This window comes from Asticcacaulis tiandongensis, assembly GCF_006475605.1.
Taxonomy (GTDB): Bacteria; Pseudomonadota; Alphaproteobacteria; order Caulobacterales; family Caulobacteraceae; genus Asticcacaulis; species Asticcacaulis tiandongensis.
The window spans coordinates 591,263-609,292 of the sequence record NZ_ML636837.1; the positions used below are offsets into that span (position 1 = coordinate 591,263).

Annotated in this window: 13 protein-coding genes; 6 read left to right on the forward strand and 7 right to left on the reverse strand. The window is 57.4% G+C overall.

What is annotated here, in order from left to right; all coding sequences use genetic code 11:
* The first annotated feature begins 173 nt into the window (after positions 1–173).
* The 4 genes from E5201_RS02680 to pgi are packed head-to-tail and all read left to right on the forward strand — an operon-like array spanning position 174 to position 4,429.
* Complete coding sequence (locus E5201_RS02680; protein WP_140984448.1) at positions 174–1,109, forward strand: cation diffusion facilitator family transporter; 936 nt, start codon at positions 174–176, stop codon at positions 1,107–1,109.
* Between the two features lie 12 nt (positions 1,110–1,121).
* Positions 1,122–1,817, forward strand: a complete 696-nt coding sequence (gene fzlA, locus E5201_RS02685; RefSeq protein WP_140984449.1) for an FtsZ-binding protein FzlA — start codon at positions 1,122–1,124, stop codon at positions 1,815–1,817.
* 18 nt (positions 1,818–1,835) lie between these two features.
* Positions 1,836–2,819, forward strand: coding sequence for a glycosyltransferase family 2 protein (locus E5201_RS02690; RefSeq protein ID WP_246050359.1), 984 nt, complete (start codon positions 1,836–1,838; stop codon positions 2,817–2,819).
* Entirely contained in the window at positions 2,816–4,429 is a 1,614-nt protein-coding gene (gene pgi / locus E5201_RS02695) for a glucose-6-phosphate isomerase (RefSeq protein ID WP_140984451.1), read from the forward strand. Before E5201_RS02690 ends, pgi begins: the two co-directional genes overlap by 4 nt.
* Before the next feature lie 160 nt (positions 4,430–4,589).
* Here the strand turns inward: pgi and E5201_RS02700 are convergent, their stop codons facing one another.
* The 3 genes from E5201_RS02700 to E5201_RS02710 all read right to left on the reverse strand — a co-directional run bounded on the left by E5201_RS02700 (position 4,590) and on the right by E5201_RS02710 (position 9,510).
* Positions 4,590–5,768: a Yip1 family protein gene (locus E5201_RS02700; RefSeq protein ID WP_181404509.1), complete on the reverse strand. Its 1,179-nt coding sequence runs from the start codon at positions 5,766–5,768 to the stop codon at positions 4,590–4,592.
* Between the two features lie 117 nt (positions 5,769–5,885).
* Entirely contained in the window at positions 5,886–7,553 is a 1,668-nt protein-coding gene (locus tag E5201_RS02705) for an MFS transporter (RefSeq protein WP_140984453.1), read from the reverse strand.
* A gap of 160 nt (positions 7,554–7,713) precedes the next feature.
* Complete coding sequence (locus E5201_RS02710; protein ID WP_140984454.1) at positions 7,714–9,510, reverse strand: bifunctional protein-serine/threonine kinase/phosphatase; 1,797 nt, start codon at positions 9,508–9,510, stop codon at positions 7,714–7,716.
* 148 nt (positions 9,511–9,658) lie between these two features.
* Here E5201_RS02710 and E5201_RS02715 point away from each other — a divergent pair, with 148 nt between their 5' ends.
* Positions 9,659–11,257 carry a carboxylesterase/lipase family protein gene (locus E5201_RS02715; protein WP_140984455.1) on the forward strand — a complete coding sequence of 533 codons (1,599 nt, stop codon included), beginning with the start codon at positions 9,659–9,661 and terminating at the stop codon, positions 11,255–11,257.
* 130 nt (positions 11,258–11,387) lie between these two features.
* Here the strand turns inward: E5201_RS02715 and E5201_RS02720 are convergent, their stop codons facing one another.
* The 4 genes from E5201_RS02720 to E5201_RS02735 are packed head-to-tail and all read right to left on the reverse strand — an operon-like array spanning position 11,388 to position 16,570.
* Complete coding sequence (locus E5201_RS02720; protein ID WP_140984456.1) at positions 11,388–12,233, reverse strand: prolyl oligopeptidase family serine peptidase; 846 nt, start codon at positions 12,231–12,233, stop codon at positions 11,388–11,390.
* Positions 12,234–12,242: 9 nt separating this feature from the next.
* A complete protein-coding gene (locus E5201_RS02725; protein ID WP_140984457.1) occupies positions 12,243–13,607 on the reverse strand; it encodes a pectate lyase family protein in 1,365 nt (454 codons plus the stop codon).
* 51 nt (positions 13,608–13,658) lie between these two features.
* Positions 13,659–15,095 (reverse strand): mannitol dehydrogenase family protein, encoded by a 1,437-nt coding sequence (locus E5201_RS02730; RefSeq protein ID WP_140984458.1) that lies wholly within the window; start codon positions 15,093–15,095, stop codon positions 13,659–13,661.
* Positions 15,092–16,570, reverse strand: coding sequence for a UxaA family hydrolase (locus E5201_RS02735; protein WP_181404523.1), 1,479 nt, complete (start codon positions 16,568–16,570; stop codon positions 15,092–15,094). Before E5201_RS02735 ends, E5201_RS02730 begins: the two co-directional genes overlap by 4 nt.
* Positions 16,571–16,885: 315 nt before the next feature.
* Between E5201_RS02735 and E5201_RS02740 the strand changes: the two genes are divergently transcribed.
* Positions 16,886–18,010 (forward strand): LacI family DNA-binding transcriptional regulator, encoded by a 1,125-nt coding sequence (locus tag E5201_RS02740; protein ID WP_140984460.1) that lies wholly within the window; start codon positions 16,886–16,888, stop codon positions 18,008–18,010.
* Positions 18,011–18,030: the final 20 nt, after the last annotated feature.

An 18,030-nucleotide genomic window follows, 5' to 3' on the forward strand; every position in this document is an offset into this window, starting at 1 on the left:
AAGGTTTCGGTAACCACAGGGATCAAGATTGATTATTCAGCAGCGAAGTGTGGACGAGATCATATTCCGGATAAGAAATCCATCATGGATTATTTATGCCCTTAAGGTTTTATAGGGAGTTAATGGCGTAAAACCTTCACAAATAGTTTACCATACGGAAGTCTGGCAGCCACATGTCCCTGATTGAGCGATTTTCGTTTAAAAATCTGACACCTGATGAGATGGTTCTGCGGGTATCGGGTCTGTCTCTCTTGACGGCGTTTGTGCTTATTTGCCTGAAAACCGTGGCGGTGATGGCGTCGGGGTCGATGGCGCTTCTGGCGTCTCTGACCGATTCCGGCCTCGATCTGGTGGCCTCCCTTATTACTTTTTTAGCCATCCGCTTCGCCCGCAGGCCACCGGATACCAATCATCCGTTCGGCCATGGCAAAGCGGAAGCCTTCAGCGCCCTGTTTCAGGCGGGGCTGGTGTTTTTCTCGGCGGCCCTGATTTTGCGCGAGGGGGTGGTGCGTCTGTCTGATCCGCCGCCGCTAACCGCCGGTAGTCTGGCGATCGGGGTGATGATTATCTCCATCCTGTTGACGGGGGCATTGGTGACGGTGCAGGGTATGGCGGCAAAGGCGTCGGGTTCGGTGGCCATCAAGGCCGATCGGGCGCATTACATGGTCGATCTTCTGAGCAATGGCGTCGCCTTGCTGGGCATTGCGGCGGCGGTATCGGGATATCCGGTGGTCGATGCTCTGGCCGGTATTGTGATTGGACTGTGGCTGGTCTGGGGGGCAATCGGGGTGCTGCGGGAAGCGTCCGATCACCTGATGGATCATGCCATGGAAGAGGCGGACGTCGATCGTATCCGTATGCTGGTTCTGGCGGATCCGGATATCTTCGATGTGCATCGTCTGCGCACGCGCATATCCGGCCCCTATATACTTATTCAGATGCATATTGTTCTGGGGGCGGATCATAGCCTTGTCAGTGCGCATCAAATCATCCTAAGCGCTGAGAACCGGTTGTTGGCGGCTTACCCGAATGCCGATATACTGATACATCCCGATCCGGAAGGGGCTTCTGAGCCTCACGGCGGCGTCTTCCGGCACAATCCGAACTAGGTCCTGAGTTTTATGAGCCTCCCCCCCCAGCGTTTGCTGCATCATTTTGCCTTTGATCCCCATTCCCGAATGGTCAGGCTGGCGCTTGGCGAAAAGCGCATGGCGTTTGAGGAGTCGCACATCAAATACTGGGAGCCGTCTGACGCCCTGATCCGGCTCAATCCGTCGGGACTGTTGCCGGTTCTGTCAGAGACCTATGCCAATGGGGTGAGCCTGAATATTTGTGAGACACGCGCGATTGTCGAGCATCTGGAGGAGGCCGAGCAGAATATCCGCCTGTGGCCGCTTGATCCACAGGAGCGGGCCGAGGCGCGGCGTCTGACAGGCTGGTTTGAGCGCAAGTTCGACTATGAGGTCAATGCGCTGTTGCTGCACGAAAAGATGGAAAAGCGCCTGATGGGGCTGGGGGCGCCCAATCTGGCCAATCTCAGGGCCGGACGTGAGGCCCTCAGAGATCACTTAAGCTATTTCGAAAGTCTGCTTGAAGCGCGTAACTGGCTGTCGGGGCGACATATCTCCTATGCCGATTTTGCGCTGGCCTCGCACCTTAGTGTCATCGACTATTTTGATGAGATGAACTGGGAGCGTTATAAGCACCTCAAGACCTGGTACATGGTCGTCAAGTCACGTCCGGCGTTCCGGCCATTGCTGGCGGATATATTACCCGGTGTGGCGGCTTCAGCCCATTATACGGAACTGGATTTTTAAGGGACAATGGAAGGGGCCGTGCCGACCTTTTCGTTTATTGTCCTGTCCTATCAGAGCGGACATTATCTGCGGGGGTGTCTTGAGAGCCTGTTTGCGCTGGAGGGGTCTGATTATGAGGTCATTCTGGCCGATAATGGCTCAAGTGACGGCGCACCTCAGGCGGCGGTCAGGGACTTTCCTGATCTGAGGTTTGTCGATAATGGCGCAAATCTTGGCTATGCGGGCGGTAATAATGCGGCGGCAAAAACCGCACGCGGGCAGTGGCTGTGTTTCATAAATCCAGATGTTTTGGTGCATGGGCATTGGCTTGATGCCATGCGGGCCGCGATCTCTGCGTTTCCTGACACGCACATCTTTACGTCATTGCAGATTGATCCTGCGGATCCCTCACGGCTCGATGGGGCCGGTGACGGGATGACGGTGTTCGGCTTTCCCTTCCGTATGGGCTATGGCCAGCCGCGCCCGCGTGATCTTATGGTGAGTGAAGTGTTTTCACCCTGTGGGGCGGCCTTTGTTATTGAACGCCGGTTGTTCGAGGCCCTGAACGGCTTTGATGAGCGGTTTTTCCTTTATTGCGAGGATGCCGATCTGGGCTATCGCGCACGATTGACGGGAGAGCGCACGCTGCTCATCCCTGAGGCGGTGGTTGAGCATATTGGTTCGGCGACGCTTGGGGCGCGGTCGGATGTGGCGCTTTATCATGGCTATCGCAATCGTATCTGGCTTTATGTGAAAAATACGCCTTCGGCAGTGATAGCCTTAACAATCGTGCCACATATCGTCTTTAGCTTGTCTATGGCGCTAAAGGATGTATGGAAAGGACGTGGTTCCGTTGTTGTGCGTGCCCTGAGGGATGCCTTTGAAGGTATGGGCGCGGTGATGCGGGATCGCCAATATGTGCAGACAACGCGCACCTTAAGCGCGGGCGCCTTATTACGACAACTGACCTGGAACCCGCGCGTGATCTTACGGCGCGGGCTTGATCTTCGGAGACCGAAATGACCCTCGCTGCGGCTATTGCCACTCTCAAATCCCGCGCTGATGCTGAACGTGATCTGCGCATTGTCGATCAGTTTGCGGCTGATCCGGCGCGCCTTAAGTCCCAGACCCTTAAGGTCGCGGGGCTTTATGTCGATGTTTCTAAGCAATCATGGTCGCAAGCCGGTTTTGCCGACGCGCTGAAGCTGTTTGAAGCGGCGGGCCTTGAGGCCGCACGTGAGAAGATGTGGACGGGGCAGGCGATCAATGTCTCGGAAAACCGCGCCGTGCTTCATGTGGCCTTACGTGACAGTGATGCGGAAAACAAGCGCCTGCGGGGTGATGAGATTACCGAAGATGTGAAGGCGGCGCGTGAGGCCATGAAGGCCTATGCTGACGGTATCCGTTTGGGGACGATTGTGGGTGCGACGGGCAAACGGTTTAAAACCATTGTCCATATTGGTATCGGTGGGTCTGATCTTGGGCCACGTCTGGTGTGGCAGGCGCTTTCGCCGCTGAAGCCTTTGGTTGACATCCGTTTTGTCGCCAATGTCGATGGGTCTGAGCTGGCGATTGCCACGGCGGATATCGATCCGGCGGAGACGCTGGTGATTGCGGTCTCCAAGACCTTTACAACTCAGGAAACACTGGCAAATTTTCTGGCCGCTCGTGAGTGGCTGGTGACGGGTCTGGGTGAGGCGGCAGCCTCAAAGCATCTGGCGGCGGTGTCGGCGGCACCGGCCAAGACGTCGGCCTATGGCATTCCGTCCGATCGCGTATTTGGTTTCAAGGACTGGGTCGGGGGGCGTTATTCGCTGTGGTCGGCGGTGTCCTTAAGCGTGATTATCGCGGCGGGTTATGAGGTCTATGAGCGCTTGCTCAACGGGGCCTATAAGATGGATCAGCATTTCCTGACGGCACCGGCGGAAAAGAATGCGCCGCTTCTGCTGGCGGCGGCACAGCTTTATAATCGTATCGGGCTGGATCGGCCTTCGCGCGCCGTGATCCCCTATGCGCACCGTCTGCGCCGTCTGGCAGCGTTTTTACAGCAGCTTGAGATGGAATCGAACGGCAAGCGCACGGATGGCTATGGCAAGCTCTTGCCGACCAAGACCTGTCCGGTGGTGTTCGGTGATGAGGGCACCAATGCCCAGCACGCCTTCTTCCAGATGTTGCACCAGTCCGAAGACATCGTGCCGCTTGAGTTTATTGCGGTGAAGACCAATGCCGAGGCGTCTGTTGATATGCAGCAAAAACTGCTGTCGAATGTCATTGCGCAGGGTGAAGCCTTTGCGGTGGGCAAAAGTCTTGAGACATCCGAAGCCGAATGCAAGGCACTTGGGTTCGATGCCGAGAAGACTGCGATCATTGCCCCGCAAAAGGTATGCCCCGGCAATAAGCCTTCGACGCTGGTGCTGCTTGAGGCGCTGACGCCGGAAACTCTGGGGGCGCTGCTGGCGCTTTATGAGCACAAGACCTTTGCCGAGGGCATTGTCATGGGCCTGAACTCGTTTGACCAGTGGGGCGTTGAGCTGGGCAAGACTTTGGCCAATGCAGTGCTTGAGGATATTACCGGTGCCGATATCAAGGCGCATGATCCGTCAACAACGGCGGCGATCAGAGCGGTGAAGTAAGACGGGCCCCTCACCCCGACCCTCTCCCCAAAAGGGAGAGGGGGAATGCCCCCTCCGCCTCGACTTCGCTCGGCACCTCCCCCGCTCCGCAGGGGAGGATGTAAGGGAAAGGGCCATCTGCCTCGGGGCAAGCGGGTGCAGGGCCTGAGGCCCTGCCTGCCTATTTGGTCAGAGCTTCGACCTTACTGGCATCGACTGAATTGACGGCCTTTTTCAGGGTGTCCATTGGGACGCCGGAGCCATCGGCCTCGATGAGGACGCGGCTGCCGATCAGCACGGCGTAGCTGCCGCTCTGGGACGGATTGTCATAGGATTCGGTGATCATGCGGCCGTTTTGGGCGGAAACCTTGCGGTAGCCGTTTTCATCCTTTTCAGAAGATTCCATCTGAACCATACCGGCGACGGCCCCCATGGCGCCGATGTCAGTGAGCTTTAGGGTCACGTGGCCGTCATTCAGGGTATATTCGGCTTCGGCAAGCGAGGTCATATAGCCACCGGCACCCCCCGATGAGGTGCGGGCATTGCTGGCGGCCACGCCATTAAAATTGGCGGGCAGAAGGGCCTCAAGCTGGTCGGCGGCTATGGCCTGATAGGTGCCGTCCTCGACGGCCTTGGCCGCGGCTTCCATCTTCTTTTGGGCTTCCTCAAGGTTGTTAAGGGTGACCTTGCCTTCAGAGGTATTGAGCGTGATGCTGTTGCCTGCCTGATTGGCCAAACCACCGGCCATGCCGGCCCCCATGAGGCCCACAGCGCTGACTGCACCGACAATAGCCCAGATAACCAGATGGACGACAATGGCGATGATGACCACAACCGCTGTAAAGCCCATGCTCTTTTCCGGCGGGCTTTCCATCAGTTTGGGCAGGCCTTTATAGAGCAGATAGAGGCTGTAGAGGCCCAGAATACCAAGCACCGCCAGCATGGGAATGATGGCGAAGATACCGGCAAGCCAGGCGGCGGTTGAGGAATAGGCCGCGACCTTGAAGGCAGCCAGATCATCTTTCTTGCCGTCAAAACTGGGGGACAGGGCATTAATGATAAAGCCCAGAATAAAGACACCTGCGACCGACAGGACATAGGTGAGGATGGCCTGAATCAAGGCGGCAATAAGAGGTGTTTTGGTCGTAATGCCCAGAAGGCTTACGCCGATGAGCGACATGCCGATAAATCCGGCAATGGCCGGAATGGCCGCAAGGATCAGGACATAGCCGGTGGTAATACTGGCCTTTGAGGAAGGCTCAAGCCTGATGCGATCCCACTCAAGGCTGGGTTGCAGCAAGATACCTTTGACGCGGGAAACAAGATTGCCGGTGTCGATCCGGTCGTTTTCAACAGTCATGAACAGCCTCATTAGGTTTGAAATGCGTGTTGGCAAACACGGTTACGCGAAAAAAGAGGCCGGTTCACATCACGGATGTGTGAACCGGCCCCACTCTGATTTGGTCTGTTTAGCTGATTACTGTGTCAGATCGTTATTCTTGCCTTCCTTGACGAGGAAAATACCGATGACAAGGGTAATGGAGGCAATAATGACCGGATACCATAGCCCGTTATATATATTGCCGGTGGCCGCAACCACGGCAAACGAGATGGACGGCAGCAGTCCGCCAAACCAACCATTCCCGATGTGATAGGGCAGGGACATGGAGGTGTAACGGATACGCGTCGGGAACATTTCCACCAGTGCCGCCGCAATCGGTCCGTAAACCATCGTCACATAGACCACCAGCAAGACAAGAATGCCAAGCGTCAGCGGATAGTTGATCTTATTGGGGTCGGCTTCGGGGGGATAGCCGGCATCGCTCAGGGCCGCGCCCAGTGCAGTGGTAAAGCCTGCCTGTTGGGTTATCAGGGCGCTGGACGCCAGACCTTCGCCTTCGAAGGAGGAAACCGAACGGTCACCGATCTTCACCACCGCCACGGTTCCGGCAGGGGCAGCTTCGTTGGTGTAGGAGATGCCCGCCTTGGCCAGATAGGATTTGGCGATGTCACAGGATTGCAGGAATTTTGTCTTACCCACCGGATCGAACTGCGCGGCGCAGGCCTTGGGGTCTGCGAAGACGGTGACCGGTGCGGTGGCCTGAGCCACGGCCAGATCAGGGTTGACGGCATAGGTCAGGCCCTTGAACAGCGGGAAATAGGTGAAGATCGCCAGAAGCAGACCCCCAAGGATGATCGGCTTGCGGCCGATCTTATCGGACAAGGCCCCGAAAAATACAAACAGAGGTGTGGCAATGGCGAGAGCCGCCGCGATCAGACCATAGGCATAGAGGCCATTCAGCTTAAGGGTTTTTTCAAGGAAGAACAGGGCATAGAACTGACCGGTGTACCAGATAACCCCCTGACCGGCGACCAGACCAAACAGGGCAATCAGGACGATTTTCAGGTTACTCCATTTACCGAAAGCGTCCTTAAGGGGGGCCTTGGAGGTCGTGCCTTCTTCTTTCATGGCCTTAAAGACCGGGCTTTCCTCAAGGCGCATGCGGATCCATACGGAAACCCCAAGCAGGACGATGGAACACAGGAACGGAATACGCCAGCCCCACTCACGGAAGGCTTCTTCGCCGACGGCAACGCGGGTGACGCCGATGACCAGAAGGGCGAGGAACAGGCCGAGCGTGGCGGTCGTTTGAATCCATGAGGTGAGGAAGCCGCGTTTACCGGGCTTGGCATGTTCAGCGACATAGGTGGCCGCGCCACCATATTCACCGCCCATGGCCAGTCCCTGAAGCAGGCGCAGGATAACGAGAATAACAGGCGCGGCGATGCCAATCTGGGCATAGGTGGGCAGGAGACCTACGGCAAAAGTCGCCACACCCATGACGACCATGGTCACCAGAAACGTATATTTACGGCCGACAATATCACCCAGATGACCGAACACCAGCGCGCCGAACGGGCGGGCAATGAAACCGGCAGCAAAGGCCATGAGGGCAAAAATATAGGCGGTGGTGGAATTGATTCCTTCGGCTTCGAAGAAATGCACCCCCATAATGGCCGCCAGTGTGCCGAAAATATAAAAATCGAACCACTCAAATACGGTGCCTAATGAGGAGGCGCCGACGACAAGGAACGTATTGTTGGATTTGCCCTTGGGCGCATCTGTGGCGTTGGGTGTGGCCATGTACTGAAAACTCCTACCTGTGTCTCTCACGGCAGGTTGTTTTCTTGATGAAAATCTGTCCCCGTGCCGTGCAGATGAAAAACTACGCACAGTCGGTGCGACTTGACAAGCGGTTCATTCGCATAGGGGATTATAAGCGCCACACTTTTCGGAAAGCGTTTTAAAGCTCAGGGAAGCCGTGGTTGCGCAGTACCGTTTTAATGTCTTCAAGCGTCGTGTCGGGGATCAGGTCAAACTGCATGGCCAGCAGAATCACAACCAGCCCCCCCAGCACCGCGCTAAGCATTTGCCAGGGCCGTTCGGGATAACGCTCAAGGAAGGTGCGCCGTAGCGAGGCCGGTTTTGTCCCATAGGCACCGGTTTCAAGCTTGAAGGCCATTTCAAACCCGTCCTCAAACCGCTCGGTGGCGTCAGGGGCCAGGGCCTGAACGATCAGACTTTCGAGCCAACCCGGTGCGTCCTTGCGGAATTTGGACAGGGATTCCGGGCGTTTCAGGTCGGGTTTGGTGAAGGGTTCGGCCTCACCATAGGGGTAGGCCCCGCCGGAAAACAGGCGGTAAATCGTGACCCCCAACGCAAAGATGTCGGAGCGCTCATCGCCCCAGTTGCCATCAAACATTTCGGGCGCCATGTAATTATTGGTCCCCGGCGGCAGAATGCCTGAGCGTTCATCGAGCGCAGGTAAACGGGCAAAGCCCAGATCGATCAGCTTCAGGCCCCCGTCTTTCAACAGGATGATGTTTTCCGGCTTGATGTCGCGGTGAATAACACCGACGCGATGCAGCGACCCCAGTGCCTTGGCCAGTTTGGTGGCAATATCAATGCCTTCGTCAATGGTCAGTTGCGGCGCGCGTGATAAACGCTTTTCGAGCGTCTCACCGACATAGAAGGGTTGCGCGACATAGAGGCACGACTGGCGTTTCGGCGGCAGCAGAAGCACCGAACCGATCCAGATATGCTGCACACGGCTGGCGACCCATGTTTCCCGCATGAAGGCGGCACGCGCCTGAGTCTCTGCCCCGAGGTTTTGCGGCTTGGGGAATTTCAGCAGGACAGTCGCCTGCGGGCCTGAATGGTCGTTGGCCTTAAGGTCGGTGGCGCGGAATACGCGACTATAGACCCCGTCGGCCAGCATGGCCTCAAGGCGGAAATCGTCTATGACCTCTTTGGTGGATGGCGGCTCACGCATCGGCAGACGCGCCATGGCGGCGTCAAGATCCTGAACCGTTGCGGGCGGCAGTTCAAACACATCGACCACAAGGGCGGTCGTATTGTCATCCGCGCCATGTTCAATAGCCATATCCACAAGCTTTTGCGCGGTCACCTGCGGTGGAGCGCGGTCATTGAGAATGGTGCTGAACTGGGCTTCGGTCAGTATGCCGTGCAGACCGTCAGAACACAGAATAAGCCGGTCATGGGCAAAGACATCGTGGATGCGGTAATCGATGCGCACCACTTCTTCGAAGCCGATAGCACGGGTGATGAAGCTTGCCTCGTCTATGCCGTCGGGTTTGTGGTCGCGCGTCAGTTGCCCGAGGTAACCATCGCGCCAGCGGTACAGGCGCGTGTCGCCGACATGGAAGCTGTGCAGGCGGTTGCCCTTGATGACGATGCCGGTAAAGGCGCAGCTCATGCCCTTGACCTTTTCGTCCTTCTGACCCTGACGATGTATCCAGTAATTGATGCTTTCCAGCGCCCGACCGGCGGTTTTTTGCGGCGACAGGGCTTCGGTCTGGCTCAGGTAATCGTCAATAAAGGCCCGCACACTGAGTTCGGCGGCGACACGCCCGCCCTTGCGGCCCCCGACCCCATCGGCGACGGCGGCTACCAGACCATGATGGGAATGTGCATCTGCCAGACAGGCGGCGGCAAAATCCTGATTGTCATCGCGCCGCCCGATATGAGAGGCGAAACCAATATCAGCTTTAAGGCGGGTGGGGGCAGCGGCGACGGCCATATGGTCTCTTTTGATACGGTTTCCTGTGAAATTTAAATCTGAAAAAAGACGATCTGACAAACCCCTTATGTGCAAAACTGTAACTTTACTTTCATAGTGGCAAATCGCACACTCAGGGGCATAAACATAAAGATCAGGAAATGCCCTCATGAACCGTCGCCAGACCCTCGCCGGCCTTAGTGCCCTTGGTGTTTCGATCTCGACATCACACGCCGGTGCGGCAGGTAAACGCCCGAAGGTCATCACGACGCTCGGCCCCGTAGAGGGGCAGGTAAAATCCGGTGTCAGCGTCTTTTTGGGGCTAAGGTACGGGCAGGATACGGGGCCGGCCCGTTTTCAACCGCCGCGCAGGCCTGAGGTTTGGCGCGATGTCGCAAAGGCGGATCGCTATGGCCCCGCCTGTCCGCAGCAAAGCACGCCCGACGCCTATGGCAAGAGCGAAGACTGCCTGTTCCTCAATGTCTGGACGCCGGAAGCGCAGGCCCGGGTCAAGCGGCCGGTGATGATCTATCTGCATGGCGGGGCCTATAATAATGGCTCAGGCAGCGATCCTTTGTATGACGGGACAAATCTGGCCCTGAGAGGCGATGTCGTGGTGGTGACGATCAACCACCGGCTTAATGCCTTTGGCTATCTGTATCTCAGCCGGATCGAGCGCTTGCTGACCGGTCAGGCGTGGCCGTTGCGCTATTCGGGCAATACCGGTCAGATGGATATCCTTCTGGCGCTGGAATGGATCAGGGACAATATTGCGGCCTTTGGTGGCGATCCGGCCAATATCATGCTGTTCGGGCAATCGGGCGGGGGGGCGAAGATCGCTACCCTGATGGCCACACCCTCGGCAGCGGGTCTGTTCCATAAGGCAGCCACCATGAGCGGTCAGCAGGTGACGGCGTCGGGGCCGGGTAATGCGACGCTCAGGGCCACGGCCTATCTGGCGGCTTTGGGCCTTAAGGCGGATGCGGACAGTTTGGCGAAGGTGCAGGTCCTGCCGATGGAAGCCCTGATGGAAGCGCTCAAGGCCCCTGATCCGGTGATCGGCTCAGGGTCCATGTATTTCGGGCCGGTGGTCGATGAAACCCATCTGATGCGGCACCCCTTCTATCCCGATGCCGCGCCGCAATCGCTGCACATACCAATGATGATTGGTAATACGCGTGATGAGACGCGGGCCTTTCTGGGGGGCAATGCGGCTAATCACAGTCTGACGTGGGACGATTTGCCGACAAAGCTGCCGCCGCAATACCGGGTGGATATTGATCCCTGGCTGGTGATCGATACCTATCGCAGGCTTTATCCGGACATGACGCCGTCGCAGGTGTTTTTTGCCGCAACTGCCGCAGGGCGGTCATGGCGCGGGGCGATTATCGAGGCCGAAGAACGCGCCAAGGCAGGGGCACCGGCCTATGTCTTCCAGACCGACTGGCAAAGCCCGAAGGATGGCGGCAAGTGGGGCGCACCGCACGGAATAGAAATCCCGCTGATTTTCCGCACGACCCATGAGGCGTCATCGGTGACGACAAATTCCGCCGAGGCGCGTCAGATGGCCGATCTGTTTTCGGATGCGTTCGTTGCCTTTGCCCGCACCGGTTCGCCGCAGACACAGGCTCTGCCGCAATGGGTGCCTTACAGGATGGAAAAGCGTGAGACGATGCTGATGGATTTGCCGCCAGCGCTGGCCCCTGACCCGCGCGGCGAAGAACGCAAGCTGTTTGAGAAGGTGCCGTTTATTCAGCAGGGGACGTAATACAGGGTGACTGTGTAATTTTCGGGTCTGCAAAGTAAGAGACCCCATTACCCCCCGGCAAAGCCAGGCATGAATGAAAAGAAAACGGGAAGGCGTGTCCCCCGAAACGCCTTCCCGCCCTGACGCCCCCTCAGGCGTTGCTGCTCAGCACGCGCCCGATCCAGCGCTCAGCCAGATACGGCCAGATATCATGTGTCCCCTCCAGTTCGCGCAGGGCAAAGCCATGCGGGGCCTGCGGGAAGATGTGTGCCTCGACATCACCGCCTGTAGACTGCATCGTTTTGAGCAGGTTCAGAGCGTGATCCAGTGGCACAGCCTGATCATGCAAGGCATATGCCAGAAACACCGGAATCGGCGGAATGCCATGCGGGTCAGCGGCAATGCCGATTGGCCAGTCATTATAGAAGGCCTGCTTTTCTGCGGGGGGGAAGTCGGGCTTACCGGCAGGCGCCTTATAATCCTTATGGTTGGCATTGATCGGGGCATAGGCAATGATCACGCCTGAGGCCTTAAGGTCATGCGGCTGACAGGCCATGACGCCCGCCAGATGACCACCGGATGACAGACCGATATGAAGGAGCGGCAGGGATGACTGGCAACTCAGGAAATCGAGCGCCTTAAGGCCATCGGTCAGGGCGATGTCCTTGGGGAAGACGCCGCCTGCGCCATTATCTGTGCCGGGCAGACGATGCACCAGCACATAGGCATCAAAACCCAGCGCATTGAGCCACAGGGCGACTTCGATGCCTTCCTTGTCGTGTACCAGATTGAGATAGCCGCCGCCCGCATAGACCAGGGCACGGGCGCGGGCCTTGGATCTGGTTTTATATTCATGCAACTCAAGCCGGTTGATCGTGTAGAAACGCCGGTCGGGCCAGCTATCCCCGGCGACGTTTTCCGCCCCTTCGGTCAGGACGATGACGCGATCAGGTTCAGCAGGGGTGGCGGGTAGAACGGGCAGGGGTGTCGCGGGCATTGGTCTTCCTTATCTGGCCTTATAGCTATTGACGAACAGGCTGTCCCAACCGGCTTTAGGCGACATATCCTCAAGATTCCAGTCATCAGGGTTAAAAGAGCGCTGGGTTGGCTTGTAATTCGGATATCCGGTGGATTGACCCTCATGATCGACGATCAGGCCACGGCTCTCGACGACATCGGACAATAGCTTGAAATCCAGCGGATCGCGTTTCCACGGGCGCATGCCTGCAGTAAGTGGGATGACATGCTCAAGGCGCTCTGCCGCCAGCGGTGTGACGCCTTCGGGCAGAAAGGGCGTCTGAGTATAAAGGATACGCGCCTGCGAGGTCGTGTAACGACCGGTATGCGCTACGGGCGACCCTTGCGTATCAACGGCAATATTGTTCTTGAGATGCAGTTCGATGTCACCGACGCCCCCAAGCGTGAACAGGGGCGTATGGGGTACGGTATCCGGCCCCTGACGGTAGACATTGCCAACAAGCGTCAGCCAGCCGGTCTGGAACTCACGACCGCCCCATTCATGGGCCACCAGATTATAATGCACGGCCCTGAGGCCCGGATTATAGATCAGGTTATTGACCATGGCCGCGCGTGAGCCGCCTTTGAACAGGGCGTTGCGCTCATAGTTTGAGGCAAAGACATTGCCATAGACAAAGATCTGATCGGTATTGTCGTGGATCAGCATGCCCTTGGAATGTTCGCCCTTGGGGTGGGTTGATTCCTTCAGACCCTCATAGATCAGGTTGTGGCTGAAGGTAACCTTATAGGCCGCGCCCCGACGCCATTCATCACCAGTCTCACCTTGAAAGCGTTGGCCGGAGGCCGAGAGGTTTTCATCTACCGCCCATGAGAAGCTTGAATGGTCGATGATGATATTATGCACGCCACGCGCCGAGATGCCATCCGGCGACCAGCTGCCGCGTTCGGTTTCACCGGCCTGACCTGGGCGCACGGCGATATGCTGAATGATCACGTCATGGGTCGAAAGATTGAACTCGCCCCGAATGAAAGTGATGCCCGGATCGGGTGCGGTCTGACCCGCAATAGTCAGATAAGGGTTTTTGATGGAGATCGAGGATTTCTCAAGATCGATGACACCACCGACCTCGAAGACGATGATGCGCGGGCCTTCGGCTTCGACGGCTTCACGGAAGGAGCCGTGGCCTGAGGCATTGAGGTTGGTGACCTTAAGGATACGACCACCGGCCCCGCCTTTTGTGTCAGCCCAGCCCTTATGGCCGAAAGTCGCACGGTTAAGGCCTGAGGCATCGCTGGGTGCCTTATCGGGGTTGGTAGTCTGGGCCGTCGCCCCAAAGGGTAAGCCCAGACAAGCCAGTGCAGTGAGGACTCTCAGTCCCTTATTAAGTGTCATCGATACGCTCCCTGTACAGTTTTTATAGTTTATTAGACGTAAGACGCCGGATTAACCGACGGCTTCACGCGACAGAAGATTTTTATAGGCCGTTTCGAGCGCCGAAATAACGGCGGGGTTTTCCGCCAGAGCCTGAGGGAAGACGCTGCGGAGGTTCAGGAAGGCGGTGACATCGCTCACATCGTCCTTAAGGGTTTTGCCGAGCGCGATCAGATCATTCGCCAGCGGATCGGTGAGGGTGTCACCGGAAACGGCCTTTTGGCGGATAAAGCGGAACCATGCCGCCAGAGGCACGCCGAAGCGGCTGACGTCCTGACCTTTTTCCAGCGCTTCGGACAGCGATGACAGAAGGCGGATCGGCAGTTTCTGCGAGCCGTCCCACGCAATTTGCGACAGGAGGTGGCGGATGGCCGGATTGCGGAAACGCGCCAGAATAGCCTCGCTATAGGCCACCAGATCAAGGCCTTTGGGGGCCTCAAGCAAGGGCACCACATCTTTGATCATGAGATCGCGCGCAAGGCTCTCAAGTTCCGGATCGCCAATGGCTTCGGACACGCTTTCATAGCCCTTGTGCAGACCGGCATAGGCGATGGTCGAGTGCGGGCCGTTAAGCAGACGCAGCTTGGCGCGTTCATAGGCAGGTACATTATCGGTCAGGATAACGCCAACGCTTTGCCAGTCAGGGCCGTTGTCGTGGGTGTGTTCCTCGATCACCCATTGAGTGAAGGCTTCGCGCTGGATCGGCCAGGCATCCTCAAGGCCAATGGCCTCCTTGACGCGAGCGCGCAGGGCGTCGTCGGTCGCCGGGGTGATGGAATCGACCATGGTGCAGGGCGAGGACAGATCGGCCTCGATTTTGGAGGCTAAGGCGGCGTCGGATTGGGCGACAAAGGCGACAACGGCGGCTTTGACCCGTTCACCGTTTTTCGGCAGGTTATCGCACGGGATCAGGACGAAGGGCGCAAGGCCTGCGGCGTAACGGCGCTTCAGGCCTTCGGCGACATAGCCAATAAAGGATTTTGGCGTGGCGGGGTTAGCCAGATCGTGCACAATGTCGGGGTGGTTGAGATCGAGTTCCCATTGCGGATTGAGGCAATAGCCTTTTTCGGTCACGGTCGAGGTGACGATCTGCACTTCGGGGCGGGTCAGGCGGGCAAACACCGCTTCGATGTCTTCGGGGCCAACCAGAACTTCGCGGATAGAGCCTAAGATCTGATACTTGATCTCGGCATCAAGGATGGCCAGCGTATATAGCCCGTCCTGAGGTTCAAGCGCGTCGCGCACGCCTTTGGAATGCAGCGATACGCCGCAGATGCCCCAGCGCGGGTCATTGGCCACCAGCGCATCGAGAAACGCCGCCTGATGGGCGCGGTGAAACGCACCCGGCCCGAAATGCACAATACCGACCTTAAGGGCTGCGGGATCATAGGCCGGACGGATGACATCGATATTCAGGGCATTAAGGGTAGCAAAAGACAGGCGGCTCAAAGGGTTACTCCGTTTTTCCAGATCGCGATTTCGCGCTCTTCGTTTTTTTCGTTGTTAGATAGCTGGCCAGAAGCGGTCTTAAGGATCAGATCAAGCAGACCGTCGGCGGTTTCATCAAGTGTCTGACCCTCAAGCGCCTGACCGGCATTGAAATCGATCCAGTGTGGCTTCTTTTCCGCCAGAGCGGTGTTGGAGGCAATTTTCAGGGTCGGGGCCGGAAAGCCCAGCGGTGTGCCGCGACCGGTGGTGAACAGGACAATCACGGCACCGGCGGCGGTGAGGGCCGTGGAAGACACCGCGTCATTGCCGGGGGCCTCAAGCAGGGACAGGCCAGATTGCGTGGCGCGTTCGCCGTAGCGCAACACTTCGGTCAGCTGGCTGGTGCCTGCCTTTTGCACAGCGCCTAAGGATTTTTCCTCTAAGGTGGTAATGCCGCCCGCCTTATTGCCCGGTGACGGGTTCTCAAACACCGGCTGATTGTGGTCGAGGAAATATTGTTTGAAGTCGTTGACGATATCGACAATGCCTTCAAAAATCTGTGCGTCTTTGGCGCGGGCCATAAGCAGCCGTTCGGCACCGAAGACTTCGGGTATTTCGGTCATGATGACCTTGCCGCCGGCAAAGGCTACGTGGTCAGCGACCCGGCCCACAAGCGGATTGGCGGTCAGGCCGGAGAAGCCGTCCGAGCCACCGCATTTGACGCCAATCGCCAGATCAGACAGGGCGCAAGGCTCACGCCGGTCGTTTTCAGCAATGGCCACAAGCGATTCCAGTGCCTCAAGACCGGCCTCGTGTTCATCCTCAACCATCTGGGCGGCGAAATATTTGAGACGATCCGGTTCGCGGCCACTGATCTCAGCAATCAGTTGGGTAAGCTGGTTGTTTTCGCAACCCAGCCCCACAATCAGTACGCCACCGGCATTGGGATGGGCTGCGAGCGAGGCGAGAAGTTTACGCGTGTGGCTGAGGTCGTCGCCAAGCTGTGAGCAGCCAAGCGGGTGGGTCAGGGCATGGACGCCATCGACGCGGCCTTTGAAGCGTTCATTGGCCACCTTGGCCAGACGCTCAGAGGTGCGGGCGACGCAGCCCACCGTGCAAATGATCCAGATTTCGTTGCGGATGCCGACGCGGCCATCGGGACGGCGATACCCCATGAAGCTGTGCGTCGTGTCAGGGTGCGAACCCGGCCCTTCGGCAGGTTGCGGCAAATAACTGTAATCTTCAACGCCGCTTAAGGTGGTTTCCATATTATGGCTGTGAATATGCTCACCCGCTGCCACCGGTGTCGTCAGACGTCCGATAACAAAACCAAGCTTTAAGATCGTCTGACCGGCAGGCAGATCATAAAGAGCGATCTTGTGGCCCTTGGGGATATCGGTTTTCAGGGGCACCAACAGGTTGCCTATATCAATGACCGTACCAGCGCTTAAGGCTTCGAGGGCAACCGCCACATGGTCTTTGGCATGAACGCGCATATAGGGTTTTACCCCGGACGGCGTTATATCGCGTGGGCCAGGTGTGGCGCAGATTGTGGGGTCCTGTGGCATTGGCTTCGGTGGGCTCCTGAAAAAGTTTCCAGTTAGATTATGTTTTGTTATGGAAACCGGTGTCATAACGCAAAAAGAGGTGTATAAGCAAGTCCGCTGTCTGATAAATCCGAACCCTTGTGAGCGGGTGTTTCCAGTGGGCGCAACCGCGTCACAGGTCACGGGCTATGGATTTACCTTTCGGTTTGTTTGTATATGGTGACGCGTTTCTTTATCCACAATCTATAATTATAAGCCGGGAATATGGCGTCTGTAAAAAACACACAGGGCACAAAAACGTCACAGGCAGTGGTGGATACGGCGGCAGATGCCGTTGAGGAATTCATCCGGCGCCGCAAAAAGGCGACCATCAATGACGTGGCGCGTCTGGCGCGGGTGTCGAAAAAGACCGTTTCGCGGGTCATTAACAACTCACCGAGTGTGCGTAATGAAACGCGCGAACAGGTCAACGACATCATTGCCCGCATAGGGTTTAGACCTGATCCTCAGGCACGTGGTCTGGCCTTCAGGCGGTCGTTCCTTTTTGGTCTGATCTATGACAATCCGAACGCGCAATATATCGTCAATATCCAGTCCGGTGCACTTGATCGCATGCGCGGCACGGGCTTTGAGCTTGTGGTGCACCCGTGTGACAAGGAAAGTGACGACTTTCTTGAGGAAATCAGGGAATTTGTTGAGTTGCAGCGTCTGGCCGGGGTGATCCTGCTGCCGCCGATTGCTGAAAATCGTGCGCTTCTGGCGGTGCTTGAGGATCTGGATGTGCCCTATGTGCGCGTCACGGCCATGCACGGGGCGGAGAATGATCCGCCGATCCTGTCGCCGCAGGTGGTATCACGTGACCGGCATGGCTGTATGCTGGCGGCGGAGCATTTGCTCGCCCTGGGACATAAGCGGATCGGTTTTGTCACCGGGCCTGCGGGCTATGCGTCGGCCCGCGAACGGCGTCAGGGGTTTAATGAAGGTCTGAGCAAACAGGGCCTGTCTATTGATCCGGCACTTGAGGTTGAAGGGGCTTATTCGTTTGAATCGGGCCTTGAGGCGGGGCTTAAGCTGCTTGATCGGCCTGACCGGCCCACGGCGATCTTTGCCAGCAATGATGAAATGGCTATCGGCGTCTATCGCGCGGCGTTTCAGTTGGGCCTGCATATTCCCGATGATCTGAGCGTGATCGGTTTTGACGATACGCCAGCCGCCGGACGGGTGCAGCCGCCTTTGACAACGGTGCGTCTGCCCATTCGGGATATGGGGCGTGCGGCGGCGGAAACGCTCATTGATCCTGAGGCGGAACGACGGGCATCGACCATTGTGAGCGCCAGCCTGACGGTACGCGATTCCACCGGCCCTGCGGAAACTATATTTAAACCCTGAGTTCGCTGGATTGCCCTGAG